Origin of the sequence: Bacillus sp. SRB3LM, assembly GCF_015712745.1 — a bacterium.
Lineage (GTDB): Bacteria > Bacillota > Bacilli > Bacillales > Bacillaceae_G > Bacillus_A > Bacillus_A thuringiensis_K.
Window position 1 is genome coordinate 1 of sequence record NZ_VWVQ01000076.1, and the last position, 26007, is coordinate 26007.

A 26007-nucleotide genomic window follows, 5' to 3' on the forward strand; every position below is an offset into this window, starting at 1 on the left:
TACTTGCTAATGGTACAATTATATTCATGGAGGGATATTATGGTAAGTTTTTATGTAACACTGTTTCTTATATTTGGTACTGCGATATTTTTATTTTTCTTGTCTGGTTCATCAAAAATTAAGGCTAAAAATCTATCATTGATAATGATCTGTTTAAGGATAAATCTACTCACAAGTCCAATGGCTTTATTTATAGGTGTGATGGCAACAGACTCTCCATATAGCACTACGCTTGATTTTTTTGGAGGATGTCTCTTTATTCAGGGAATAACGCTCCTCCTCCTACTTGCAGCTTTTTTGAAGTTTGCAATAGCAAAGAAAACAAAACAAGTATAGTATAAACTCTATATTTCTTTTAATAATTTAGGGTTATATCTTTTCTGCGTTAGCTGCTTTTAACCACGCTTCGTAAAATGCTGTAACTGATGCATAACGTTCTGCACGATTTTTATTTACAGCACGATACGCTACCTCATATAATTCCTTACTTGCTTCCCATTTTATAAAAGAACGATCTTTTTCACCGCCTAAAAGTGAGAAAGCCATTGCTCCCATATTAAATACATTTGTTCTTTCATCGATTGTTGCGTTTAGTTCAAATTCCTCTGGTGACATAAAACGGGAGGAACCCCATAGCCGGCCCATTCTATTTATGTAAGGTTTCTTACTGTATAAATCTATATCACAAATTTTTGTTTCGTTTGTATTAAAATTATATAAAATACTACCGTCATAAAAATCTATTGCTACATAGTTTTTCTTTTCTACATAAGTATGGAAAGAAAAAATGGAATGTAAGGAATGAATTCGTTCTATAGCAGATAAATGTCTAAATTTATAAAATGGTGAGTTTGGATTTTTATATTTTTCAGGAGGTGGGAAACTCCAATGCGAATGAAGACATTCACCATCAAACCAATCGAAAATTAATACATATCCAGATTGGACTGGAAAATGATCAATTAGTCTTATGAGCGATTCATGCTTTAAATCTTCATAGATAGTAACTGAATTTTTTAGCCTTTTAATAGCATCACCCGTTGTTCCTTCATATGCAATTGTTTGTGCTCCTGCGTATTTGATAAATTTCTTATGCCCATCTTTTTCTACACCAAAACTTATATTCCCTGAATCTTGCTGGTCAAAAACTGCAAATACGGTCCCTAATTTAATAAGCCAATCAAAATTATGATATTCTTTTAATTGGAATGTTACGTTATTTAACTGAATTTCGACTGAATTATCTTTCATAGATTACCTCACATTTAATATAATTAAGTTGTACATTCCACTATTCGACATATTTTATGGAAATCCTATGCTAACAACATAAAATTTTATAAATATAATGATAAATACTTATAGAGAGGTGAATACAATGGATCAACAAATTGTTATTAAACCATATCAAAAAGGCTGGGTCGAAGAGTATATAAAAGAAAAAGAAAAATTCTGTTCCTTGTTAGGACAAGAAATAATTGCTGTTGAACATATAGGAAGCTCAGCAGTAGAAGGATTAGGAGCTAAACCTCTTATTGATATGATGATTGGCGTAACAGACTTACAAATTACTGAAAACTGGATTGAAGTTCTATCGGAAATTGGATATGAGTATGTTCCAAAAGATGCAACGAATTGGCGTTTTTTTAGAAAGGGAAAATGGAGAGCGGGTACTCATCATTTGCATATTTATATTTATAATAGTGATGAGTGGAGAAACAATATTTTATTTCGTGACTTTCTAATAAGCCATGAATGGGCACGTAAAGAATATAGAGAATTAAAAGAGAGGCTTGCTATTACATATGCTTTTGATCGTGTTTCATATACAAAGGCAAAAGCGCCGTTTATTCGAAAAATATTAGAATTGGCTAGAACTCAATGAATTTATAGATTTCTATCTAACTAGTTTTGAAACCCCTTCCTATACTTTTTATAGGGAGGGGGATTTTTTCATGTCAAAATATATAATTTCTAATTATTGGAGGCAAACTATTTTATTTATTTTGATATTTCTAGTACATTGGAAATATTAAGGGGGAATTAAGCAATGAAAGCTATTGTACATCAATATGAAAAAGGATTAGAGGGATTAGAATATAAATTTCTACCTGAGATAAGTCCTAATGCAGGTGAAGTAAAAGTCAAGTTAAAAGCTGCAGGATTAAATCATAGGGATTTATTTATTATAAATAATAGAAAAGAAATGGATCTACCATTAGTAATAGGGTCAGATGGATCAGGAATTGTTACAGAAATAGGAGAAGGAGTTTCAAATATTACACTACATACAGAAGTTATTATTAATCCTAGTATTGGATGGGAACATGCTACTAAAGTACCAGAGTTACCGGAAGTGCTAGGTGGACCGAAAGGTGGAACGTTTGCTGAATATGTAATTGTACCGGTTGAAAATGTAGTAGAAAAGCCGGCATATCTTACTTGGGAAGAATCAGGTGTTTTATCTTTATCCGCACTAACTGCATATAGAGCACTTTTTACAAAGGGTAGATTGAAGTGCGGTGAACATGTTTTAATTCCGGGAATAGGCGGTGGTGTTGCTACATTTGCCATGTTATTCGCGAAAGCAATTGGTGCTAAAGTGAGTGTTACCTCAAGGGTAGAGAATAAAAGGGAACATGCTGAAAAATATGGTGCAGATATTTCTTTTAATAGTACCGGAAATTGGGAAGAGAGCTTACAAGGTGAAAAAGTAGATTTAATAATAGATAGTATAGGCCCGGCAACTTTCTTGAAATATTTTGATGTATTAAAACCAAATGGAAGAATCGTGAATTTTGGTGCAAGCTCAGGAGATACAATTGAATTACCATTACGCGCATTATTTTATAATCAAATTGATATTATGGGAACATCCATGGGTAGCCGTGAGGAATTTAATGAGATGATAAAGTTTATTGAAAAATATCAAATTAAACCAATTATTGATAAGGTTTACTCGTTAGAAGAAGCAATTCGAGCACTAAGCCGTATGGAACATGGGGAACAATTCGGAAATATTGTACTTCAAATGAATTAAAAAATATGATTTTACAATTAGTATATTTAAATGAATATGTTATGTATTTCAAACATGAAAAAAATACGAACTGCCTTATTATAAAGGCTTACCGGTTTTATACATAAATAGCGTATAAAATTTGTTTTATAATTGTCATATGAGTAATAGTAAAATGAGAATTAGATGAAAAAAGTTTAAGTCCATTTTCATAATGGTATTGTATACTGTGTAAATCAAGAACACTTGTATGTAAGGAGAGAGTTTAATGAATTACACAGTATTTCAGTGGTTTAATAATTTTGCTGATTCATCCAAACTATTAGATACGTTAATGGTTTCTATTACAAATAGCGCTGCATACGTAGCCGTTTTATTTATGTTTATCTTATGGTTTAATAATGGAAAGAAAGAGAAGGCAATTAGAAAACAATATACAGTTTTATATACGACGCTTTCGGTTATTATTGCATTAGTAGTAAATGTTCTTATACACGCGGTATATTACCATCCGCGCCCGTTCGTATCACATGATGTACACCAATTAGTACCACACGCAGCAGATTCATCATTCGTTAGTGATCATTCTGTACTTGTATTTTCAATCGCCTTCGTATTTATTCTTAGAGGAGAAAAACTGAAATATATCGCGCTATTATGGGCAGTACTAGTCGGTATATCACGTATGTACGTAGGTGTTCATTATCCTTTAGATATACTTGGTGCAGCATTCTTAACACTTATTACGAGCGCTTTAGTAATGCAAAGTACACGTATGTTTGAACCAATAGCGAAACTTGTATTCAAAATGTATGCATTAGTAGCGAGACGAATTCCTTTCTTAGCAAAATATAACCATATCGCATAATTTTCCTATAAAAAGTTCCCCTTTGGACATCCAGAGGGGAATTTTTTATAGGAAATACGAAAAGAGTTTAGAGTGCTCTGTAATCAAGTTGTACTAATTAATATTCTGAAATTTCACGCACCATATTTACAATATATAAAATAATGACGCAAAATAACAACAGTTAGTTTTGCATTGTTTTAAAGGAATTAAAAAGAAAACTTCGAAACATATAGTATCGCAAACAAAAACTACAAATTTTAAAACGGATCTTCGTACGAATCCATTCCAAAAGAGAGGAGATAAGTATGCAAAAACTCCAAACGAATAAAGGCGCTCGATATATGATGATTGCTTTTATTGTTTTGTTTCTTATTATGATTTTGCGTATATTCTATATTCAGGCAGTAGGAGTCGTGCATAATGTGAATGTAAAGGATCTCGCGAATGAACAACATAATAAAAAAGGTGTTTTAGAAGCGAATCGTGGCACTATCTATGATCAAACCGGAAAGGTGTTAGTACAAGATTCTACAACGTATCGAGTTGTTGTGAATTTAAAAGGAAAAGATAAAGTGAAAAATAAAGATGAAACCGCACAACAATTAGCCGATGCGCTTGAAATTGATAAAGAAGAAGTATTAAAAAACTTTCATGAAGGGCGTACGCAAGTTGAAATTGGGAAAATTGGTCGGAACTTATCTAGGGAAAAGAAGGAAAAAATTAATGATTTAAAAATACCAGGTGTATCTTTTATGTCGGAAAAAGCAAGAGTGTATCCGAATGAAGACTTTGCATCCTATATACTTGGTTTTGCTAGACCAGATGATAAAGGGAATACGGAAGGGAAGTTTGGGCTTGAAAAGAGTTTGGATAAATATTTGCGCTCGACAAACGGGAATATAGAATATGTGGGTACACGAAGGGGAATTCCGCTTACAAATGATATAGGTAAAGTAGAACCAGCTAAAAATGGGAATAACGTATATTTAACGCTTGATAAACAAATTAATAGTTTTTTAGAAGAAGCGATGAACAAAGCGCAAGAACATTATGATCCTTCTATGTTAATTGGCATTATTGCTGATCCAAAAACAGGAAAGGTTTTAGCGATGTCTAGTAAACCTAGTTACAATCCTAATGTAGGTGATATCGAATACTTTTTAAATGACCCGATTGCAAATGCATATGAACCAGGTTCAACAATGAAAGTTTTTACGTTAGCAGCTGCCATTAATGAAGGTGTATATAACGGAAAAGAATATTTTCAATCTGGAAAATATTCCGTTGGTTCCTCTGATATAAAAGACCATAATGGTGGATTTGGATGGGGATCAATTACATTTGATGAAGGTTTTGAAAGGTCATCAAACGTAGCTTTTTCTATTTTAGAAGATCAGTTACTGAAACCAAATAAATTTAAGCAATATATGAATAAATTTGGTTTCAATCAAAAAACAGGGATAGATTTACCTGGAGAAAGTAAAAATACTTTATTATTAAATACACAAATTCAACAGGTTACAACTTCTTTCGGTCAAGGTTCTACAGTAACTCCGATTCAATTAATCCAAGCGGCTACTGCTATAGCAAATGACGGGAAAATAATGCAACCATATATCGTTGATAAAGTTGTAAATCCAACAAACAAAGAAGTTATTATGGAAAATCAACCGAAAGAAATTGGGAATCCGATAAAAAAAGAAACAGCGGACAAGGTTAGAAGTTTAATGGAGCGTGTTATAACATCTTCAAAAGGAACTGGTACAATGTATAAAGTGGATGGTTATCCAATTGGAGGTAAGACAGGAACAGCACAAATCCCGAATCCTGAAAACGGCCGATATATGGAAGGGAAAGAGAATTACATTTTCTCCTTTTTAGGAATGGCTCCAATTGATGATCCGGAGTTAATCGTATACTTAGCTATTAAGCAGCCAAAGTTAAAAGGAGATGAGTATGGAGCTCAGCCTCTTGCTGAAATATTTAAACCTGTTATAAAAAACAGCCTTGAATATTTAAAGGTGAAACCGTATACCGAAAAACAAATAGCTGATGCAGCGAAACAATCTCAATTAAAAGTACAAAATTATGTAAATCAATCGATGGGTACAGCAGAGAAAAGTGTAGAAAAAGAGAAGCTACAGCCGGTAATTTTAGGAGAAGGAAAAATAATAAAACAATATCCACAGTCTGGCGAGGTAATGAGTGAAGGTGATCGTATATTTTTATTAGGGAATAACGCACAAATGCCAAATGTAAAAGGTTGGTCCATGCGTGATGTTATGTATTTCTCTAAGCTTTTGAAATTAGATTTGAAAACTTCTGGTACAGGTTATGTAACGAGCCAAAGTATTGAAAAAGGACAAGATTTACAAGAAGGAGATACACTAGAACTAGAATTAGAACCGCCGTTACAACCGTTAACAGAGGCGAATACGAATTAATTCAAACTTGTTGAAGAACCTATATCCAATAGGTTCTTTTTTTAAAATTTATGAGTAATTTCACGCACCGTATTTTTTAAGAAAATAATAAATAAGATTTTTAACAGTTACTAAAACAAAAAAACTTACATATATTGAAATTAGAACGATTGTTCAATTTTTTTATATTAAACGACAGAAGGAGTCTACATTGAGTAAAAGACGATATGATAGCGATTTAGCCAAAGAAATAATAGCAGAGAAAGCGATAGAGTTATTTTCCTTAAAAGGGTATACAAGGACCTCAATTGATAACATTGCGAAATCCTCTGGTTATAGTAAAGGACATATATATTATCATTATAAAAATAAAGAAGAATTATTTGTTTATTTAGCTAAAGACAGTATGAGAAACTGGCACGAAAAATGGAAAATAGTAGAAAAACAGCATGCAAATGCTACTGGGAAATTATATGGAATGGCTAAATTTGTACTTTATAATTACAAAACGCCGTTATTAAGGGCAGGGCAAGAGCTTGCCTCTGATCCGAGCACGAATCCTTCTACAGTAAGACAGCTTTATGGTTTAGCTGCTATCCCTTTAAAGGCATATCATAAAATTTTGGATGAAGGTATACAAAGTGGCGAATTTTATATAGAAAATGTTGAGGACTCCAGTCTTTTATTAGCTTCATGGCTTGGTGGTTTATGTCAATTCATTCATTCAATTGAAACAGAGAAATTAGAAGCTTTATTTGATAAAACCATTACAATTTTTTTACTCTCTATTACAAACAAACATGTGTAGCGTTACAAGCGAATTAGAACGATTGTTCAAATTCTTACACTCGTCCGTTTTCATTATATGTATAAACAACAGGAGGTTATTTATATGGATGAGCAAAGAGTCGCAATTATAACTGGCGGCGCTTCTGGTATTGGTAAAGCTTTAGCCATTCAATTAGCAAATAAAGATATATTTGTAATTATCGCTGATATTAATGAAGTCTGTGGCCAGAACCTTGTGAATAATATAAAAAATAAGAATCAACTAGCTAGGTTCGAATATTTAGATGTTACTAACGCTGAATCCGTAGAAAAACTTATTATAAAAATAGTTAATGAGTTTGGTAGAATTGATTATATGTTTAATAACGCAGGAATTGCTATGTATGGAGAAGTATACGATATGTCTTTGGGTGATTGGAAACATATTATTGAAATAAATTTATTAGGAGTAATTTACGGAACACAATTGGCTTACCAATTCATGAAAAAACAAGGATTTGGTCATATCATTAATACTGCTTCTGCAACTGGTTTAGGACCAGCTCCCCTTTGTACCGCGTATGCAACAACCAAACATGCTATCGTAGGTTTAACAACTTCATTACATTATGAGGCGGAAGAATACGGTGTAAATGTAAGTGTGCTTTGTCCAACTTTTGTAGATACACCCATATTTGAAAAATCAATTGCAATTAATATGAATAAGAATCAAATTATAAAACAACTAAAAACAAATAAGCCAATTTCAGCTGACAAGTTTGCTGAAATTGCACTGAAAGCTATTCATAAAAATAAATTAGTAATTTGTCCAATGCCATTAAAAAAAACGATGGACGTATTCTTTACTTTATTTCCTTATCTTCATAAAAAGCTAATGCGTTTCGTATGTCGAATTGGTCGTAAAGCAAAAATGACGAAAATATAAATATCTGATTATTTTTTATTTACAGTTAAAAATAATTGTGATAATATGGGAAAAATCAAATGCAGTGAAGAGAAGAGTAAATAAAATGAATTTTTCACAGAGAGCTCCATTTAGCTGAAAAGGAGTAAAAATTCTTTATTGAACCAAGCCTCTGAGCAGCGCATCGGAACCTATTATTAGGGGATGGTGTGACGGGAGCTCCCGTTATAGAGCTATGGTATAAGCATGAGTTAGAATGCAGTACCTGATAAGGTTAATATGGTGACATATTAACAAACTAGGGTGGCACCGCGATGATAAATCTCGTCCCTAAGATTAAAAGTCTTGGGGGTGGGATTTTTTTATTGTTGTAAAACAATTTGGAAAGCGGGGGCCAAAAAATGAAAAACTTACTTAAAGATTGGAAATATCCTTTATTACTATTGTCCGGAGTTGGTATTGCGAATTTAGGGGCATGGATTTACTTAATAGCACTGAATGTACTTGTCTATCATATGGGCGGCTCAGCCTTAGCTGTTGCTGCTTTATATGTAATAAAACCATTAGCCACTTTATTTACAAACGCTTGGTCTGGGAGTATGATTGATCGTTTAAATAAACGGAAATTAATGATTCACCTCGATATATATCGTGCGTTATTTATCGCTATTTTACCTTTACTTCCGTCACTTTGGATTGTTTATGTATTTGTATTCTTTATAAGTATGGCCAGTGCAATTTATGAGCCAACTGCTATGACGTATATGACGAAATTAATTCCGGTAGAACAAAGACAACGTTTCAACTCATTACGTAGTTTAATAGGATCTGGTGCATTTTTAATTGGTCCGGCGATAGCAGGGATTTTATTAATTGCGAGTACACTAGAGTTTGCTATATATATAAATGCTATAGCATTTCTCTTATCAGGATTCATTACATTACTTTTACCTAATCTTGATACGAAAAAAGATTCGGATACAACTAGTAATACATTATCCCTTACAGTATTAATAAAAGATTGGAACACTGTTATAAATTTTAGTAGAAAACATGTGTATGTCGTATGTGTGTATTTCTTATTTCAAAGTATGTTCGTATTAGCGACTGCTACTGATTCACTTGAACTATCGTTTGCGAAAGAGGTATTACTACTAACAGATAGTGAATACGGTTTTCTAGTTAGTATAGCTGGTGCAGGATTTATTTTAGGTGCCATAACAAATACAATTTTATCAAAGAAATTAGCACCTTCATTTCTAATTGGAATAGGATCATTATTTATTGCGATTGGTTATTTAATTTATGCTTTTTCAAATGTATTTTTAATAGCTGCTATTGGATTCTTTATTTTATCTTTTTCAATGGTATATGCAAATACAGGATTTTATACATTTTACCAAAATAATATCCCTGTTCATATGATGGGACGGATTGGGAGTATATATGGACTTGTTATTGCGATAGTAACAATCTTTATTACAATATTATCTGGTGTTGCGACTCAGTTCATTTCTATACAACTTGTAATTATTGTAGGTTCATTGATTATGTTATTTATTACTGTCGTCTTGTGTGTGTTTACTTTATTCCCATCACAATCTAAGTTGTATTCTACTGAATCAATAAAGTGAAACTTTAATCAGGGGGGGCATCCCCCACTGATTATCAGCCCTCACCAATCGGGCTTTTACGGCAGCAGGGTCCCCACTTAACTTCTTTGCTTTCGCTGAATTTTGAGATGGGGGTCTTACTGCCCACAAATAGCGGGATAAATTCGAAATGAACTTTGTGTTCTCATTAACAATTTATCGTATTTAATAAAAGGGTTCTTTCCCCTTTATATGGAAGAATCAATAAGGGGAAAGAACAATACCGAAAGATAAGGGTGGTTGTCGTGATAAAAACAAAAGATGAAATTGATAAAATTGTAAAAGAAATACAAAAGAAAATAAATTTCTCAGGGGTAGTTTTAGTGCAAAAAGAAAAAGACTTAGTCTATGAAAAAGCTTTGGGTTACGCAAACCAAAGTGAATGTATAAACAATACGATACAAACAAGATTTGGCATTGCCTCAGGATGTAAAATTTTCACTGCAATTGGCATCTGTCAACTTGTTGAAAAAGGTTTTATTTCTTTTCATACAAAATTAAAAGATTGTCTAGAGATAAAATTTTCAAACTTCGATGAAGATATTACAATACATCAACTACTAACGCATAGCGCTGGTATACCAGATTATTTTGATGAAAGTATTATGGATAACTTCGAAGATCTTTGGAAACAAACACCTATGTATCTATTAAAGAGCTTAAAAGACTTTTTACCATTATTCCAAAAAAGTAATATGATGTTTGCACCTGGAACTAAGTTTCACTACAACAATGCAGGTTTTATCATACTTGGATTAATAATAGAAGAACAGACGGGACTTAAATTTACGGAGTATATAGAAAAGAACATTTTTAATTCGATTGGCATGAATGATTCTGGCTATTTTTCGTTAGATAGATTACCAAGACATACAGCTCTAGGATATATAAAGGACGAAACCAACCAAAATTGGAGAACAAACGCCTACTCTATACCGATAAAAGGAGGAGCTGATGGAGGTGCATATGTTACTGCACCAGACATGCTGAAATTTTGGGCGGCCCTATTTAATAATGAAATTTTAGGAAAGGAATATACAAAATTACTTTTAACTCCCCACATTCAAGTAAATGATAAACAGTCGTACGGATATGGAATATGGATTGAAACACAAGAAAACAACATTTTTAAATACCATGTTATGGGTTATGACCCAGGCGTGAGTTTTCGCTCGGCTGTATATCCAGACTTAGGCATTACATTGGTTATTGTTTCAAATAAATGTTCAGGGCCTGAAAAATTATTGACAGAAATCGAAAGAGCTTTTTAATTATATGGATATAAAAGAAGAGATACGAAAACAATTTAAACGGGTTTATGACTGTTTCTGTTTTGAAAAGTATTTTAGTTAATGAGTAACCCTTTATTTAGTAAATAAAGGGTTTTTGTAATTCTGCACAATTACATATGATTATATGGATTTTTAAATTAAAAAACATTACTATATAGTTGTAAATTATAACTATTAATTTATATGAAAGGATGTGTTAGTAATTTGTATATGATCAACGGTAGTTTGTTTATTATTTTAGGGGTTATTTGTTATTTAATTGTACGTGGAATATTAATTGTTACCAAAAATAAAAAACATGTGATTTGGTGGAAAGAAATAATAAGTTTTTTATTCGTGGTCTACATTTGCATGGTTGTTGCAGTAACTTTATTCCCTTTACCAATCGGTTTTCCTTCTAATCTTGAAAATTTGAATCGCTCGGTCAATATAATACCATTTGCATCAATTATTAAAGACATCAATCAAATTGGTAGTGCTTATGATGGAGATGCCCTATTTATGATTGGTCTAATTGTAAGAAATGTAGGCGGAAATATTTTATTATTAATGCCTTTAGGATTTTTAGCACCAATCCTATGGGATAAATATAAGAAATTCAAAAATACAATTTTATTAGGATTTTCTATATCAGCTAGTATTGAATTGTTACAATTAATTCAGTCTTTTATTTAGTGGAGTGGGACGTATTACTGATATTGATGATGTGATCTGTAATGTTCTAGGTTCTATTTTTGGATATTGTATTTATAAAATACTTTTAAAACTATCTACTAAATTCAATATTCGAAAGTCAGAAAAAAATGATGGTAGTAATCTGGAATTTATTAATAAATGACATTGAAAATAAATTCATCCTGTGTTTAACGACACTGTGAACGGTAATACTAATTAACATTGAACTTTTACAACAAGGGATGATAATATGATATACATTTACACAGATTTTGGTGGAACACATACTACCTCACTAGCTGCAGCGTATCATTTAAATAAACTACCAACGGATCGCAAATTAACGAAAGAAGAAATTTTGAATGTAGATTACTTTAATAAATTGAAAACAGAAGATATGGGAAAAATTATTTTTCATGGGATCGATGAACATGGTCATCCTGTATATACGATTGGATGCGGCGCATCAAAAGTTGTTGTACCTGCGATGAAGCATTTAGGAGAAATCTTGCAAAAACATTATCAAAGTCATGAAAAAATTATTTTTTCTAATACATCACCAACCGTACCTTTACCAATGACTTTCGGTGGTCTGTTTTCTAGAAGGTTCCATATCGACTTTATTGGTGTACCGTTACTCGTATGGGGAGCAAAAATTTGCTGTGATAATATACAAAGGCTTGTTAGTTATACTAAAGAAGCTGGCCGATTAACGAATGATTATGTTGTAATTTTAGATAATGAAACCTTTAAATAGTATATGATAAGAAGAAAATCGAGCAAATTCCTTGATTTTCTTTTTTATTTGTGAAATAGACAAGAAATAGTCACAATTAATATGCATCTACTATAGCCAAAACAATAAAGTCCTGTTACTATTACAGGGATATTCTCTTTTCGTAACATAAATATATAGAAAAGTCAGAAAAGAGGAATTGAATTAAGGGAGGAACAACATGAAGCGTGTTGCTTGGATTACTGATAGTACAACTGCGAGTTTTAAAACAGAAGGAGATAACTTTGTTATCCCAATTGAAGTTATTATTGATGGTGTGTCGTACAAAGATTGTGAAGAAGGTGTGCGTGAGCGCGTTTATAACGCTTTGAACGAAGGTAAAACTGTCACTACATCACAGCCTAACATAGGGGAAATGGTAGAGTTATTTTCGAAATGCAAAGAAGAATATGAAGAGGGATTTGCAGTTGCTATTAGCGGAAAAGTAAGTGGAACCTATCAAAATATGAAGTTAGCTGCAGAAATGGCAGGTTTTCCGTTGACGGTATTAGACAGTGAAACAACAAGTTATCCAATGGATGAACTAATTAGAAAAGCGAAATCGTTATACAATGATGGTATGACTTTACAAGATATACACAAAACATTAGTAGATGAAAAAAGAAGACCTTTTCATGTATTTCCAAAGAGTTTAAAAGGTCTATATGCAAGTGGCCGTGTAAAGGGTATTCAATTTTTACTTGGAAGTTTATTAAGTGTCAACTTAATATTAGAAGTAAAAGGTGGAGAGCTTTTACTTGAAAAGAAAGTTCGTAAAATCCAAAAATGTCGAGAATATATTAAAAATGAACTTGAAAAAGAATTACCAAAAGTACTTCACATGTTCCATGCTAACGATAAAGCTGGAGCTGAAGAATGGATTGCAGATATTAGACAAGCATTCCCTGAAATGAATTTCAAATTATATCCATTACCAATTTCATTTGCGGTTCATGCAGGTGAAGGTACAATTGCAATTAGTTATTAAAGTAAAACCCGTGAATAATTCACGGGTTTTTTCATAGTGTCGGGAAAGACCTTATTATACTATAAGGTCTTTTGTACCTCTTAAAATGGCTTGAATAGCATTTATTTGAGATCATTAGGTAGTTAGAGATTGATGACTATCTTTAACGAAAAAAGTTGAAGTCATATTTTTTAATGTCAATAAATCAGAATCTTCTTTCTTTTATTTCTACAGTTACAATCTATTTACATATAATATTATTAGGATTATATTGACACTGAAAGAGAAAACAATAGATGGAAGGGGATGTTTTTTATGTTTAAAAAAGCAGCACTAGGGATTTCATCGTTAGCAATCACAGCGTTCGTCGGATTAGGAATGGCAACAGAAGCTTCAGCTGGACCAGCAGCACCACTTACTTCACTAAACGTCGTACAAGTAGAGTCTGAGCTAGGCGGGGTAGAAACAATTAATCAGAACAGCTTCAGCACATCGCGTAACCACGGGGGAAAATATTTATATATTACAACGAAAGAAATGGGCTATGGCCAAAACCCATTTGCTAAAATGAATGGTTCTAATGTAAAAAGCATTGATTCCACTATAATTGGGGGAAGACCAATCGTTGGCTGGTATTATAAATGGGATGCTTCTGGACACCAACAAGGAACCTTTGAGTACCAAAAGACATCTATAAATGCACCATTTAATACAATGCGTACGTCAATTTATATCCAATAATTTTGAAAGCGTTCGCACATATAGAATAGTAAAAAAGGTACTTTTAGGAGTACCTTTTTTTGATTTGAATCACGTTCATCTATATTTATAATCCCGATTCCACAGCAAGAATGCTTCCCATAAAACAGATTGTATTTTTTATTTTGAATAAAATTTTAGCAAATAAGTTAAATTTAGAAATTCATTCAAAAGGGTATAGTGTTGAACATAATTAAATAATATCGAAATAGCGCAGGATGATGATCCTGCGCTTATCTATCGTAATTCAGCTGTTTTTCTAATGACAATTTTATCAATTTCATCTTCTTCATCACCGATAAATAACCCGCGTTCTTTTAAATATGCCTCAAAATATAAATCTGCTTCAGCGCGTTCGTCATATGGCTTTACAGAGAGAACGAAACCTAATTTGTTTTGTTCTTCTAAATGAGAAGTGGAGATGTAAGCCGGTACATTATGGCGTAAAAACAGTTCTTTAACCGGAATAATCATATCTTTCATTAATTTCGTTAGCATACCCATTTCAAACTCGAAATTAAAGCGATCTATACTAGATAAATCAGCGAATACTACACCGATAAAACCTGTATTAAATACTTCTTGATATTCTACATCTTTGTCATGGCCGCCGTAAAAATTCTTTTCGATCAAATAATTTACAAAATAAGCAACGCCATCACTTTGTTCAAATGGTTTCGTTGAAAGAACAAAGCCAATTTTCTTTTGTTTATGTAAATACACACATGACATGTATGCTGAAATGTTATGTTCTTTAAACAAAGCGCTTGTTGCTCCAGAGAGACCATCTAATACGTGATGAACAATTTGAAGTTTTTTACGAGCGAAATAATAGGATTTCTTTTGTAACTCCAATGTATCAATAAAGACAGAGCCGATAAAGCCTGTATTTGAAATAATAGGTGCTTGCTTTTTTCTTCCTCTGCGCTTTAATGAAGCCATTGTTAAAATCATCCCTTCATGTACGTTTAAAATAAAAAAGAACGTTTGTTCGTATATTTATATTTTACTATTAAAACGCTATAAAGTAAAGGGTTTTTAATGAAAATATAACAAAAAAGACACCTTATAAAAGGTGTCTTAAACACTGTAGGGAATAGGATTTACCCTAACTATTTATATTATGATACAGAAACAATCTCTTCTGTATCTTCTACATCTAAATGACAGTCCATAGTACGAACATCTTGATCTTCATGACTTCCGAAATAAATAGTAATTTTCATATGTATCGCTCCTTTATTCTAGGAATACCTAAAATAATTACTAGTAATGTTAATATTTATTATATACCACTTTTTTCATTCCGACAACGTTATATCATTTTTAATTATTTTAAACTATAGAGCACAATTTAAAGAGGTACTTTTTATAGAAAAAGGTAAATTTCTAATATGTTATATTTAATATAGAAGAATTCGAGTATTACTTTTTATGAAAAGGAGAACTATTGATGAATTATAAACAACTACTAATAGATAACTTTGCATATAAAACTTCATATGTTGCGCAATTTGTGACCGGAACGAGTATAAAAGAAACGAAAGATTATATTGCTGTTGATTGCGGATTACCTGCCGATACATTTAATATCATCACTCTACTAAACAATAATTTAACGGTAGGGATAGAGAAATTATATAAGGAGGTAGACTACTATAATCAAAAGAAATTTCCAATGAGTGTTTGGTTATGGGATGAGGAGCAAGAGCGGGATATAAAAAGCGAGTTAATTAAAATCGGTTTAAAAGAAGCGGAGCAAAATATCGCGATGGTAGCAGATTTAAAAACAATTTCTCCAACAATAAACATGCCAGTAAGTTTTACAATTCAACAAGCATCATCACCTGGACTAATAAAAAAAATTGGAAAAACGTTAGCTAATCTATTTGGCACATCAGAGGAAGGTATACATGTACAAGCATTCTATAATCAAATTTCTACTCTTGATTTATGGAACAGTGAGAATATGAAACTATTTTTAGGATTTTATGAAGGCGAAGTCGTAACTGTTGGTTCATTGATATGTTCAAAAGATAGTATTGGTATTTATGACATAGCAACGAAAGAAGAAATGAGAGGACGAGGATTCGGATCTATTATGTTCAATTTCCTTCTGCAAGAAGCACAAAAATTTAAAAATACGTATTGTGTATTACAAGCTTCACCCGATGGAATCAATATTTATAAAAAATCGGGATTTCAAGCTATCGGCAAAATGACTGTATTCGAAAATCGACATTTAATTAAGTAAATCATTTAAGTTAAATCGTCTTTATATAGGAGCTTATAAATCGTTATGAAAAAGATATATCTCGTTACAATAATTTGTGCCTTTATAGTAATAAGTATCTTTGTTTTTCAGAAAACAAATGAATATAAGTATAATAAGGCTATTAACCAATCAAATCATATAAAAAATATCGCACATAGAGGCGCTTCTGCGTATGCACCTGAACATACAATAGCAGCATATCAATTAGGACAACAAATGAATGGAGATTATATAGAAATTGATCTCCAAATGACAAAAGATGGACATTTAGTGGCTATGCATGATGAAACATTAAACCGTACAACGAATGGTACTGGGCTGGTGAAAGAGCATACATTAGAAGAAATAAAGCAACTGAATGCTGGCTCTTTTTTCAATGGAAAATATGCGAACTTAGCAAAGAAAGAATTTGAAAATGTTAAAGTCCCAACATTAACAGAAATTCTTGAAACGTTTGGGCATAACGCGAACTATTATATCGAAACAAAATCACCTGATGAATATCCAGGAATGGAAGGAAAATTATTAGAAATTATTAATCACTACGAAATACATGATAAAGTTATTATTCAATCGTTTAGTGAAGAAAGTCTACAAAAGATTCATAGCTTAAATAGTAATATATCCATAGTACAATTATTACCTTATAAAAAAGTAGTTCAATTAACAAAATTAGAGATAGAAAAGTATAAAATGTACTGCATAGGTCTTGGTATGAATTACAAATATATTGATTCAGATTATGTAAAAAAAATAAAGAAAAGCGGATTAGAAGTTCATCCATTTACAGTAGATAATGAAAATGATATGAAAAAGTTGCTTGCATGGGGAGTCGATGGAATGTTTACTAATTATCCAGATCATTTACATTCAATATTGGATTTGAAAAATCATGAATAAGTAGTGTTATTCATAAAGGGAAAATTTACACAACCTGTATACTAGGATTATCAATGCAAGAAGGCAGGTAGCATATAAAAAGAAAATACCAAAAACCGCAACTGGAAGACTTAGGTTGTGGTTTTTTTATTGCTTCCATTTCAGTTTACAAAGTTTGAAGCTAGAAGTGAAAACCTTTTTAGATGAATTGGCTTCTTATGTATTTGTACTTCGTGTCGTTCTAGGTATATGTACAACCCATGAGATGAATTTTGCATAGGATAATAGAAAAGGAGATGTTGCATATTGAAATACCACAATAGAAATGTAAGTAATCTGAATAAATTAGCGGATAATACGAAAGCTGCAGCTTTTAAGTGGTATCAGTACTGCATTAACAATGGTATTGAAGTGTTAATTTATGAAACAATCCGTACGGTCGAGCAACAACGTGAATATGTTCGTAAAGGAGCATCACAAACGATGCGCTCATATCACTTAGTAGGACAGGCATTAGATTTTGTTCCAATTCAGTCGAATGGTACAGAAGATTGGAATGGCTATAATAAAGAACCGTGGGCATCAGCAATTCGTTATGCTAAACAAATTGGCTTTGAATGGGGCGGTGACTGGAAAGGATTCGTGGATAGCCCGCATTTGCAATATAACTACAAAGGATATGGAACGGATACTTTTGGGAAAGGTGCTCAAAACGTAGTGACTTCTCCTCCATCGAATGATAGTGTAGGGGTTGCGTATATTAACGGTAGTAATGTAAATTTACGAAAAGGACCTGGTACTGGATACGGCGTTATTCGTCAATTAGGGAAAGGAGAGTCCTACAAAGTATTTGGAAAATCAAATGGCTGGTTAAATTTAGGTGGCGATCAGTGGATTTATAACGATCCATCATATATTCGTTATACGGGAGGAAATGTACCAACATCTTCACAATCATCAAACGATGGTGTAGGTGTAGTTACTATAATCGCTGATGTATTGCGTGTTCGTACCGGCCCAGGAACAAATTACGGCATTGTGAAAAACGTGTATCAAGGTGAAAAATATCAATCGTTTGGATATAAAGATGGTTGGTATAATGTTGGTGGAAATCAATGGGTTTCTGGTGAATATGTTACGTTTATAAAGTAAATATAAGAGCCGTCCTGTTGGGCGGCATTTTATTTTAAATATTCATAGGGCGAGCACTCATAATATCATTCGTGATACATAGAGTATAATTTTTCATTCTAATAATCAGAAAGTAATCAAAATGTAATTAATTTCAACTACGCTTTTTATATTTTTTTGATACACTGGCTACGAGGGGAATACCAATTAAGGTGGGTAAAAACCAAAACCATATTGGCGGAAGTAAATTTATAATAGGAATATGGATGCCGACATTTACTAAAAGTGCGGTGACTGCACCTATATAAGAACCTAACATACCTCTGATGTGGTGATGGAGCCAATTTTTCCAACGTTTTTTTCGTGCAAGGTATCCATAAATCGCAAATGAATAAGAGAAGATTGCTACATAAAATAAATATGCGACTTTATCCCAGTTGATAATGGATAATATTATTGCCGTAAGGGTAATGACAACATAGGATGCATGATATATTTCGCCCCATTCGGTATGTTTTCCTTTCTTCTTTTGGGTAACCATCGCTACAATACCAGTGATTAAGCATATTGTTCCAAATAGGATGTGTATGGTTAAAAGAATGTTAAAAATGCTCATAATAATTCCTCCTTTTTTATTTTTATAGTATTGCAGTATAGGAGAAAAGTTGAAAAATATAGTTAGTTCGGCTTAATATATTGAAATAAAGGTACTCCTAGAACAAAATCCAATGATTGAAATGTTTTCTTAAATTTAGTGAGATGATTATTACGTTAAGTGAAGGAGAGACTTCTATGTTTACATCTATTACATCTATTACATATTTACAATCGGGCAATGACAAGCAACAAAAAATATATGATGTTTTGAATAACCTAAACATCATGGAGGATTTAGCTTTATATAATCCCGTTCTTTGTGGGACAATCCCGATAAGAATTGATACTCCTCAATCTGACTTAGATATTGTAATGGAAGTATATAACTTTGATGTTTTTGAGCAGGAAATGAGATCTTTATATGGTTCTTATGGAGGGTTCAACATTAAAAAGAAAAAAATTAAAGGTACTGAATTGATAAAGGTGAATTTTGAATTCGAAGGTTTTGAATTTGAATTATTTGCTCAACCTAAGCCAGTGCGTAATCAAAATGCATATAGACATATGATAGTGGAGCACATGTTATTAATGCAGCATCCCCATATAAGGGGAGAAGTTATTCGCTTAAAGGAACAAGGTTTAAAAACAGAACCTGCATTTGCTCAAGTATTAAATATTGACGGAGATCCTTATGAAAAACTTATTTTATTAGGGCAGGAAATGAAATTGTGGTAAATAAGATACGTAAAAAAATCCTCCAAAAACAAAAGAGGATTTTTTTATGCCGTTAACTTTCGAATTAATTCACTGAGCAATTTAACCCCGTAAGTCATTTGTTCTGGAGAAGCATATCCATATGATAAACGAATGTACTGATCTGATTCTTCTTCATAAATACGTCCCGGGTTTAAAAGAATTCCTTTTGATAGTGCCTCTGAAAATAGTTTTTTCATCGGAATGTTATGCACAACCTTTAGCCATATAAAAAATCCACCACTAGGAATATCCCACGATGCAACATCTGCACAATACTTATTTAAAGCTAGTATCATTATTTGTCTTCGTTCTTTCAGGTGAATTCTTACGTTTGCTACATGGTCTTCATAAAAACCTTTATTTATCCATTCAGCAGCTACTCTTTGAGATAAAGAGCTGGATCCATAGTCTGTTTGCATTTTTATATCTGACAATCTATCAATAACAGGTTCTGGTCCGATTATCCATCCAATTCTAAGTCCTGGGGTAAGTGTTTTAGAGAGACTACCAATATATAATACATGTCCATGTTTATCCATTGACTTTAAAGGAGCTGGTGGTGATTTATCAAGCCATAACTCTCGGTAAATATCATCCTCGATGATAGGCAATTGCTCTTTTTTACATATTTTTAATATTTCTTTTCTTCGCTCTTTGGACATCAATATCCCCGTTGGATTTTGAAAACAAGGGATTGAATATAAAATATTATTTTTTTGACTATACTTAATTCGTTTTAATAAGTCGTTAGGTAAAATACCTTGATTATCCATTGATATACCGGATAAATTTATATTTGCTGATTGAAAAACATGAAGTGAATATAAGTAAGAAGGTTGTTCAAGTAAAACAGTTGATTTTCTATGTAAAAGACCAATTGATATTAATTGTAATGCTTGGAGTGCACCAGAGACTATTAATATAGAACCCGGTGATGCATGTATTCCAAATGATTTTACGTATTTGCTTATTGCTTCACGTAACGGATAAAAACCTTTTTGTTCTTCGTATCCGAAATAATCTAATTCCTCACTGACGTTTTTTATTATAGATTGCATAGTTTCAAGCGGGAAAAGATGAGGTGCAAGTTCACCTTTACTAAGATGAATAAGCGTTTTATTTGCTTCCACTTCATTTATTTCTCGCACCATTAACTTACTTGGTTTATGAATACCGGCCTTTACATATTCACTCCAATCGGGCGGGGGATTAGTTGCTAATAATGACCATGTATTATTTGTTACAATTGTTCCTGCTCCGATTTGTCCTTGAATTAAACCATCTGCCATAAGTTCATCTAGCGCAGTTATTACAGTACTTCGATTTACATGAAATAATTTTGCTAACTGCCGCTGACTAGGGATTTTACTTCCAATTGGCCATTCTCGGTTTTCAATTTTTTCTTTTATATAGTCTATTATCTGCCAATATTTAGGCACTTTTTTATCGGTTGTCATATAAAAAACTCCCTCGTTTATTTAAAAGATTCAAAGTGGTTGGTTTTTCCGATAAATAACTGGTTGAAGACATTGTATCAACTATTAAATATGATGAAAAGAAATAATTGGTAATTTAAAAATGGTTGGTTTTTTAGGGAAGGAGAGAAAACATGCATAATAAAAAATGGGATTTACGCATTATATGTGCTCACGCTTTTACAATTCTTATATGGGAAACTGCTTTTCCAGCAATTCGTATGGGGCTTGAATCTTATACGCCTGAACACCTTACTTTACTACGTTTATTAATCGCCTCATTTATACTTTTGTTATTTTCATTTATATACAAACTACGACTACCGGATTTAAAGGATATCCCAGCATTTTTTATATTTGGTGCTTTAGGGTTTACTATTTATCACATCGCATTAAACTACGGCGAAAAAACAGTAAATGCTGGATCTGCAAGTTTAATTATTTCAGTCACTCCAATAGTGACGGCAATTCTTGCTTCTGTTTTTTTGAATGAAAAAATGAAATTAAATGGCTGGATCGGTGGTGTAATGAGTTTTGCAGGAATTGTCTTAATTTCACTTAGCCAAGGCGACGCTATTCAATTAAATAGCGGGGGATTATTTATATTATTAGCGGCGATTTCAGAAAGTCTATTTTTCGTTTTCCAAACATCTTACTTAAAAAAATATGGCTTCTTACCATTTACCATATATACAATTTTGTCTAGTACTGTATGTATGCTTATTTTCTTACCCGGAGTTTATCAAGAAATACTAGCAGCCCATCTTGAAGTTAACTTGAGCGTTATATATTTAGGTGTCTTTCCAACAGTACTCCCGTATATTACATTGGCCTATATTATATCTCGTACTGGTGCTTCTGAAGCAACAAGTTCTCTATATTTAACGCCAATAACTGCGTGTTTCATTGCTTGGATATGGTTAGGAGAAGTGCCAACTTTAGTTTCAATAATTGGCGGAGGAATTACTATACTTGGAATTGTGATTGCTCATATACCAGTATTAAGAAAAGAAAAACATAGGAATTTAGCAAATAATCAATCCGTATAATGTAATTCAATAATGATTTTATAATACTTTTTTATATAGTTTCTTTCTTATGGTGATAAATATAATATTTTGTATTTCAGTTAAATATTGTATGTTACATTTTATGTAGTAAGCATTTTAAAAGGAGATGACAACATAATGAATGGAAAAAGAAAAATTTTCACATGTATTTCTATTATAGGAATCGGACTAGCTAGTTTTTCTAATTCTAGTTTCGCAGCAAATGTAACGGACAATTCAGTACAAAATTTTATTCCCATAGTTAATCAACAAGTAGCTGCTGCAAAGGAAATGAAACCATTTCCCCAGCAAGTTAATTATGCAGGCGTTATAAAACCGAATCATATTACACAAGAAAGCTTAAATGCTTCTGTAAGAAGCTACTACGATAATTGGAAAAAGAAATATTTGAAAAATGATTTATCTTCTTTACCTGGTGGTTATTATGTAAAAGGAGAGATTACAGGTGATGCGGATGGATTTAAGCCACTTGGAACTTCAGAAGGTCAAGGGTATGGGATGATAATTACAGTATTAATGGCTGGTTATGATTCGAATGCTCAAAAAATCTATGACGGTTTATTTAAAACAGCAAGAACTTTTAAAAGTTCTCAAAATCCTAATTTAATGGGATGGGTTGTCGCAGATAGTAAAAAAGCACAAGGTCATTTTGATTCTGCTACTGATGGGGATTTAGATATTGCGTATTCTCTTCTTCTTGCTCATAAGCAGTGGGGATCTAATGGAACAGTTAATTATTTGAAAGAAGCACAAGACATGATTACAAAAGGTATTAAAGCTAGTAATGTTACAAATAATAACCGACTAAATTTAGGAGATTGGGATTCTAAAAGTTCACTTGATACGAGACCATCTGATTGGATGATGTCACACCTTAGAGCATTTTATGAATTTACAGGTGATAAAACTTGGCTTACTGTTATTAATAATTTGTACGATGTTTATACGCAATTTAGTAATAAGTACTCTCCAAATACAGGACTTATTTCAGATTTCGTTGTAAAAAACCCACCACAACCCGCACCTAAAGACTTCTTAGATGAGTCAGAATATACAAATGCATATTATTACAATGCTAGTCGGGTACCATTGAGAATTGTAATGGACTATGCTATGTACGGCGAGAAAAGAAGTAAAGTCATTTCTGATAAAGTTTCTTCGTGGATTCAAAATAAAACGAATGGAAATCCTTCTAAAATTGTGGATGGTTATCAATTAAATGGATCTAATATTGGTAGTTATTCAACTGCGGTATTTGTTTCACCGTTTATTGCTGCAAGTATAACGAGTAGCAATAATCAAAAGTGGGTAAATAGTGGATGGGATTGGATGAAGAATAAGAGAGAAAGCTATTTTAGTGATAGTTACAATCTATTAACTATGCTTTTTATTACGGGAAATTGGTGGAAGCCTGTACCCGATGATAAAAAAACACAAAATCTAATAAATGATGAAATCTATGAAGGATACGATAAATAATCAAATTTGAGAATATTTACCTAAGAAAAGGAATTAGCATACGCTAGTTCCTTTTTATATCTTGTAAAACATTATCCATTTTAAACTTTGCATATGTATACTTGCTTTTATACAATTTTGGCAGTATTGCTGCGATTCTTATAAAGTACGGAAAAGATCTAACGATTGTTGATGTAGGAAGATTTATCTCGTTAGCAATTGCTTTTAATTTATGGAATGATTTAATGCTAAATGTAAAAGCAATATATTTCATGGGTGGTGTTTTTTTAGAAGTAGGAAACGTTACGCCGTTAGCAGAGGCAAATGTGTATGGAGATCCTGTAGCAAGTAAAATTGTTTTCCATCAAGCAAAGAATTTATTAATATTCCCTTTAAATGTAACAAACAAAGCTGTGTTGACACCAAATGTATTTAGCTATATTCAAGCTAATACAAAGAATCCATTTCATATGATAATGAAACCAATGTATGATTACTATTTATCTGCATACCAAAAACTTAATCCATCTATCGAAGGACCTTTGCTACATGATGTGGTTGCAATAAGTGGATTAGTAAATCCAAGTTTTTTTGAATTTGTGCATCGTACAGTAAATGTAGATACATACGGAGATACGAAAGGACAAACATTTGCTGATTTCCGCCCTAGCTCTATATCTGAAGGGGCCCATATAGCATTAGAAATAGATGAACAAAAATTCATTCAAGATTTTATAAAAATCATGTTATAAGTTGTTGTCGAAAAAGGGAATTATTTCAATGCGTTGAATATAAAAATACATCCCTCTAGATAAAGGAGCTTACAATATTGAATGTCCAGTTAAAGGTTGTTACGAGAGAAAATTGGGAAGAAGCATTAAAGCTACAAGTTAAAGAAAATCAGTTGAAATTTGTTCCATCCGTAGCAGTTTCGCTTGCTAAAGTATATATAAAACCAGATGGTGACAATGTAGAGTACATACCATTCGCTATATACGATGGTGACCTTATGGTTGGTTTTGTAATACATGCAGTTGTAAGAGAGACATCGGATATGTATTGGATTAACGGATTTATTATTGATCAATCGCAGCAAGGTAATGGTTATGGAAAAGCAGCCTTACAAGAAAGTATTAATATAATAAAAAATACGTTTAAGGCGTGTAAAGAAATTAGATTAACCGTACATAAAGATAATATCTCTGCAAAGAAACTATATGAACGATACAGTTTCAAATCATTAGAACAGGAGTATGATGGCGAGCAAGTATATCGTTTATTCGTTTAACTATTAGGAAGTAAAGGCGTGAAATGAAATATGCAATTTACTGAAGTGAAAATTGAAGTGTTCATTCCTGAAGAATATATTGAAACATTAAGGGATGAATTAAATAAAATTGGAGCATGTAAAACGGGCGAATATGACCATTGTTTTTCCTATAGTTCAGTGAAAGGATATTGGAGACCTTTAGACGAGGCATCTCCTTTTAATGGAGAAATTGGTCGAATATGCGAAGGGCAAGAATGTAAAGTTGAAATAAAGTGTAAACGAGAACTTGTAAAAGATGCTCTTGAAGTTATTAATGATATTCATCCGTATGAAACACCTATGATTTATATTATACCAATACTAAATGACTATTTTGAGCAACTATACATTGAATAATTAGGAGGAATATCAATTGAAAAGTAAATTTCATCATATTGTACGAGCAGTCATGATAAAAGATGAAAAATTATTAGTTGCTGAATATATTAGCCATCATTATTTTTTACCTGGTGGCCATGTTGAGATTGGAGAATCAGCAGAGAATGCATTAATAAGAGAGTTAAGAGAAGAACTTGGAGTAAACTGTAGTATACAACAATTTTTAGGAGTCATAGAAAATCAATGGCAAGATAAAGAAGTGCTTCATCATGAAATTAACCACATTTTTGAAGTAGAGTCACAAGATTTACATACGGACTTACCACCGAAATCTAGCGAGTCTCATTTAGCATTTCACTGGATAGATTATAATAAAGAATCCTTAAATGATTATGAAATCATGCCAATGCCTTTAGTGAAGGAATTACTTGAAAGAAAGTTAAGTGATGAACTACTAAATTGTTGGATTAGTAATTTTTAAATCACTTTATTTATAGTAAATACGTCCATCGAATGAATATAAAGAAAATAGGCTCAAAAACAAGGTACATCACCTAGTGTAAGTTCATATTTTGTTGATGTACGTATTTAGTCTATAGCCTTGTTTCAATCT

General features: G+C 32.3%; 25 protein-coding genes, 4 pseudogenes and 1 other annotated feature. Of the genes and pseudogenes, 25 read left to right on the forward strand and 4 right to left on the reverse strand.

The features are described 5' to 3' along the window. Positions 1 to 39 precede the first annotated feature (39 nt). On the forward strand, positions 40 to 336 hold the full coding sequence (locus tag F3I02_RS21145; protein WP_163051878.1) for a hypothetical protein: 297 nt from the start codon (positions 40 to 42) through the stop codon (positions 334 to 336). Positions 337 to 369: 33 nt separating this feature from the next. On the opposite strand, the gene F3I02_RS21150 is transcribed toward F3I02_RS21145, so the two are convergent. Next, positions 370 to 1251 carry a serine/threonine protein kinase gene (locus F3I02_RS21150; protein ID WP_196478392.1) on the reverse strand — a complete coding sequence of 294 codons (882 nt, stop codon included), beginning with the start codon at positions 1249 to 1251 and terminating at the stop codon, positions 370 to 372. Positions 1252 to 1378: 127 nt separating this feature from the next. On the opposite strand from F3I02_RS21150, the gene F3I02_RS21155 reads away from it, so the two are divergent. The 14 genes and pseudogenes from F3I02_RS21155 to F3I02_RS35015 all read left to right on the forward strand — a co-directional run. Further along, the gene (locus F3I02_RS21155; protein ID WP_196478393.1) at positions 1379 to 1885 is read left to right on the forward strand and encodes a GrpB family protein; all 507 of its coding nucleotides are present in this window, start codon (positions 1379 to 1381) and stop codon (positions 1883 to 1885) included. A 165-nt stretch (positions 1886 to 2050) separates the two neighbouring features. Continuing rightward, entirely contained in the window at positions 2051 to 3040 is a 990-nt protein-coding gene (locus tag F3I02_RS21160) for a zinc-binding dehydrogenase (RefSeq protein ID WP_046945054.1), read from the forward strand. 247 nt (positions 3041 to 3287) lie between these two features. After that, complete coding sequence (locus F3I02_RS21165) at positions 3288 to 3887, forward strand: undecaprenyl-diphosphatase (RefSeq protein WP_001110134.1); 600 nt, start codon at positions 3288 to 3290, stop codon at positions 3885 to 3887. 287 nt (positions 3888 to 4174) lie between these two features. Next, positions 4175 to 6313 (forward strand): penicillin-binding protein, encoded by a 2139-nt coding sequence (locus F3I02_RS21170; protein WP_089148795.1) that lies wholly within the window; start codon positions 4175 to 4177, stop codon positions 6311 to 6313. Positions 6314 to 6503: 190 nt separating this feature from the next. Next, a complete protein-coding gene (locus F3I02_RS21175) occupies positions 6504 to 7100 on the forward strand; it encodes a TetR family transcriptional regulator C-terminal domain-containing protein (RefSeq protein WP_196478394.1) in 597 nt (198 codons plus the stop codon). 84 nt (positions 7101 to 7184) lie between these two features. Beyond that, positions 7185 to 8006 (forward strand): SDR family NAD(P)-dependent oxidoreductase, encoded by an 822-nt coding sequence (locus F3I02_RS21180; protein ID WP_196478395.1) that lies wholly within the window; start codon positions 7185 to 7187, stop codon positions 8004 to 8006. 55 nt (positions 8007 to 8061) lie between these two features. Next, positions 8062 to 8320, forward strand: a binding site (T-box leader). A gap of 66 nt (positions 8321 to 8386) precedes the next feature. Continuing rightward, entirely contained in the window at positions 8387 to 9619 is a 1233-nt protein-coding gene (locus tag F3I02_RS21185; RefSeq protein WP_196478396.1) for an MFS transporter, read from the forward strand. Positions 9620 to 9882: 263 nt separating this feature from the next. Then, a complete protein-coding gene (locus F3I02_RS21190; RefSeq protein ID WP_000598053.1) occupies positions 9883 to 10908 on the forward strand; it encodes a serine hydrolase domain-containing protein in 1026 nt (341 codons plus the stop codon). 13 nt (positions 10909 to 10921) lie between these two features. Next, positions 10922 to 10990: pseudogene (locus F3I02_RS35010) on the forward strand (GNAT family N-acetyltransferase); the annotation flags it as partial. A gap of 143 nt (positions 10991 to 11133) precedes the next feature. Continuing rightward, positions 11134 to 11767 (forward strand): annotated as a pseudogene (locus tag F3I02_RS21195) (VanZ family protein). Positions 11768 to 11854: 87 nt separating this feature from the next. Continuing rightward, a complete protein-coding gene (locus tag F3I02_RS21200; protein ID WP_000639421.1) occupies positions 11855 to 12361 on the forward strand; it encodes a DUF3189 family protein in 507 nt (168 codons plus the stop codon). Between the two features lie 199 nt (positions 12362 to 12560). Then, the gene (locus F3I02_RS21205) at positions 12561 to 13367 is read left to right on the forward strand and encodes a DegV family protein (protein ID WP_000831931.1); all 807 of its coding nucleotides are present in this window, start codon (positions 12561 to 12563) and stop codon (positions 13365 to 13367) included. Between the two features lie 294 nt (positions 13368 to 13661). Further along, positions 13662 to 14087 (forward strand): DUF4879 domain-containing protein, encoded by a 426-nt coding sequence (locus tag F3I02_RS21210; RefSeq protein ID WP_000472916.1) that lies wholly within the window; start codon positions 13662 to 13664, stop codon positions 14085 to 14087. A gap of 104 nt (positions 14088 to 14191) precedes the next feature. Beyond that, positions 14192 to 14302: pseudogene (locus F3I02_RS35015) on the forward strand (MFS transporter); the annotation flags it as partial. A 40-nt stretch (positions 14303 to 14342) separates the two neighbouring features. Here the strand turns inward: F3I02_RS35015 and F3I02_RS21215 are convergent. Further along, on the reverse strand, positions 14343 to 15047 hold the full coding sequence (locus F3I02_RS21215; RefSeq protein WP_000157646.1) for a hypothetical protein: 705 nt from the start codon (positions 15045 to 15047) through the stop codon (positions 14343 to 14345). Positions 15048 to 15558: 511 nt separating this feature from the next. On the opposite strand from F3I02_RS21215, the gene F3I02_RS21220 reads away from it, so the two are divergent. The 3 genes from F3I02_RS21220 to F3I02_RS21230 all read left to right on the forward strand — a co-directional run bounded on the left by F3I02_RS21220 (position 15559) and on the right by F3I02_RS21230 (position 18411). After that, entirely contained in the window at positions 15559 to 16359 is an 801-nt protein-coding gene (locus tag F3I02_RS21220; protein ID WP_196478397.1) for a GNAT family N-acetyltransferase, read from the forward strand. 45 nt (positions 16360 to 16404) lie between these two features. Further along, complete coding sequence (locus tag F3I02_RS21225; RefSeq protein WP_196478398.1) at positions 16405 to 17280, forward strand: glycerophosphodiester phosphodiesterase; 876 nt, start codon at positions 16405 to 16407, stop codon at positions 17278 to 17280. Positions 17281 to 17565: 285 nt separating this feature from the next. Next, positions 17566 to 18411, forward strand: a complete 846-nt coding sequence (locus F3I02_RS21230) for an SH3 domain-containing protein (protein WP_000873745.1) — start codon at positions 17566 to 17568, stop codon at positions 18409 to 18411. A gap of 133 nt (positions 18412 to 18544) precedes the next feature. Here F3I02_RS21230 and F3I02_RS21235 read toward each other — a convergent pair whose 3' ends face one another. Next, positions 18545 to 19006, reverse strand: coding sequence for a DUF2306 domain-containing protein (locus tag F3I02_RS21235; RefSeq protein WP_046945048.1), 462 nt, complete (start codon positions 19004 to 19006; stop codon positions 18545 to 18547). Between the two features lie 143 nt (positions 19007 to 19149). Between F3I02_RS21235 and F3I02_RS21240 the strand changes: the two genes are divergently transcribed. Beyond that, a complete protein-coding gene (locus tag F3I02_RS21240) occupies positions 19150 to 19722 on the forward strand; it encodes a DUF4269 domain-containing protein (RefSeq protein WP_196478399.1) in 573 nt (190 codons plus the stop codon). Between the two features lie 44 nt (positions 19723 to 19766). Here the strand turns inward: F3I02_RS21240 and norG are convergent, their stop codons facing one another. Continuing rightward, a complete protein-coding gene (norG, locus tag F3I02_RS21245) occupies positions 19767 to 21200 on the reverse strand; it encodes an efflux pump transcription regulator NorG (RefSeq protein ID WP_196478400.1) in 1434 nt (477 codons plus the stop codon). A 152-nt stretch (positions 21201 to 21352) separates the two neighbouring features. Here norG and F3I02_RS21250 point away from each other — a divergent pair, with 152 nt between their 5' ends. From F3I02_RS21250 to F3I02_RS21275, 6 genes and pseudogenes are all read left to right on the forward strand, one after another. Next, positions 21353 to 22267 carry a DMT family transporter gene (locus tag F3I02_RS21250; protein ID WP_196478401.1) on the forward strand — a complete coding sequence of 305 codons (915 nt, stop codon included), beginning with the start codon at positions 21353 to 21355 and terminating at the stop codon, positions 22265 to 22267. A gap of 138 nt (positions 22268 to 22405) precedes the next feature. Continuing rightward, positions 22406 to 23767: a family 8 glycosyl hydrolase gene (locus tag F3I02_RS21255; protein WP_001013584.1), complete on the forward strand. Its 1362-nt coding sequence runs from the start codon at positions 22406 to 22408 to the stop codon at positions 23765 to 23767. A gap of 107 nt (positions 23768 to 23874) precedes the next feature. Next, positions 23875 to 24498 (forward strand): annotated as a pseudogene (locus tag F3I02_RS21260) (nucleoside hydrolase); the annotation flags it as partial. 77 nt (positions 24499 to 24575) lie between these two features. Continuing rightward, positions 24576 to 25034, forward strand: coding sequence for a GNAT family N-acetyltransferase (locus tag F3I02_RS21265; RefSeq protein ID WP_089148784.1), 459 nt, complete (start codon positions 24576 to 24578; stop codon positions 25032 to 25034). A 30-nt stretch (positions 25035 to 25064) separates the two neighbouring features. Further along, entirely contained in the window at positions 25065 to 25412 is a 348-nt protein-coding gene (gene cutA / locus F3I02_RS21270; protein WP_001160786.1) for a divalent cation tolerance protein CutA, read from the forward strand. Between the two features lie 16 nt (positions 25413 to 25428). Beyond that, positions 25429 to 25875 (forward strand): NUDIX domain-containing protein, encoded by a 447-nt coding sequence (locus tag F3I02_RS21275; RefSeq protein WP_196478402.1) that lies wholly within the window; start codon positions 25429 to 25431, stop codon positions 25873 to 25875. Positions 25876 to 26007 lie beyond the last annotated feature (132 nt).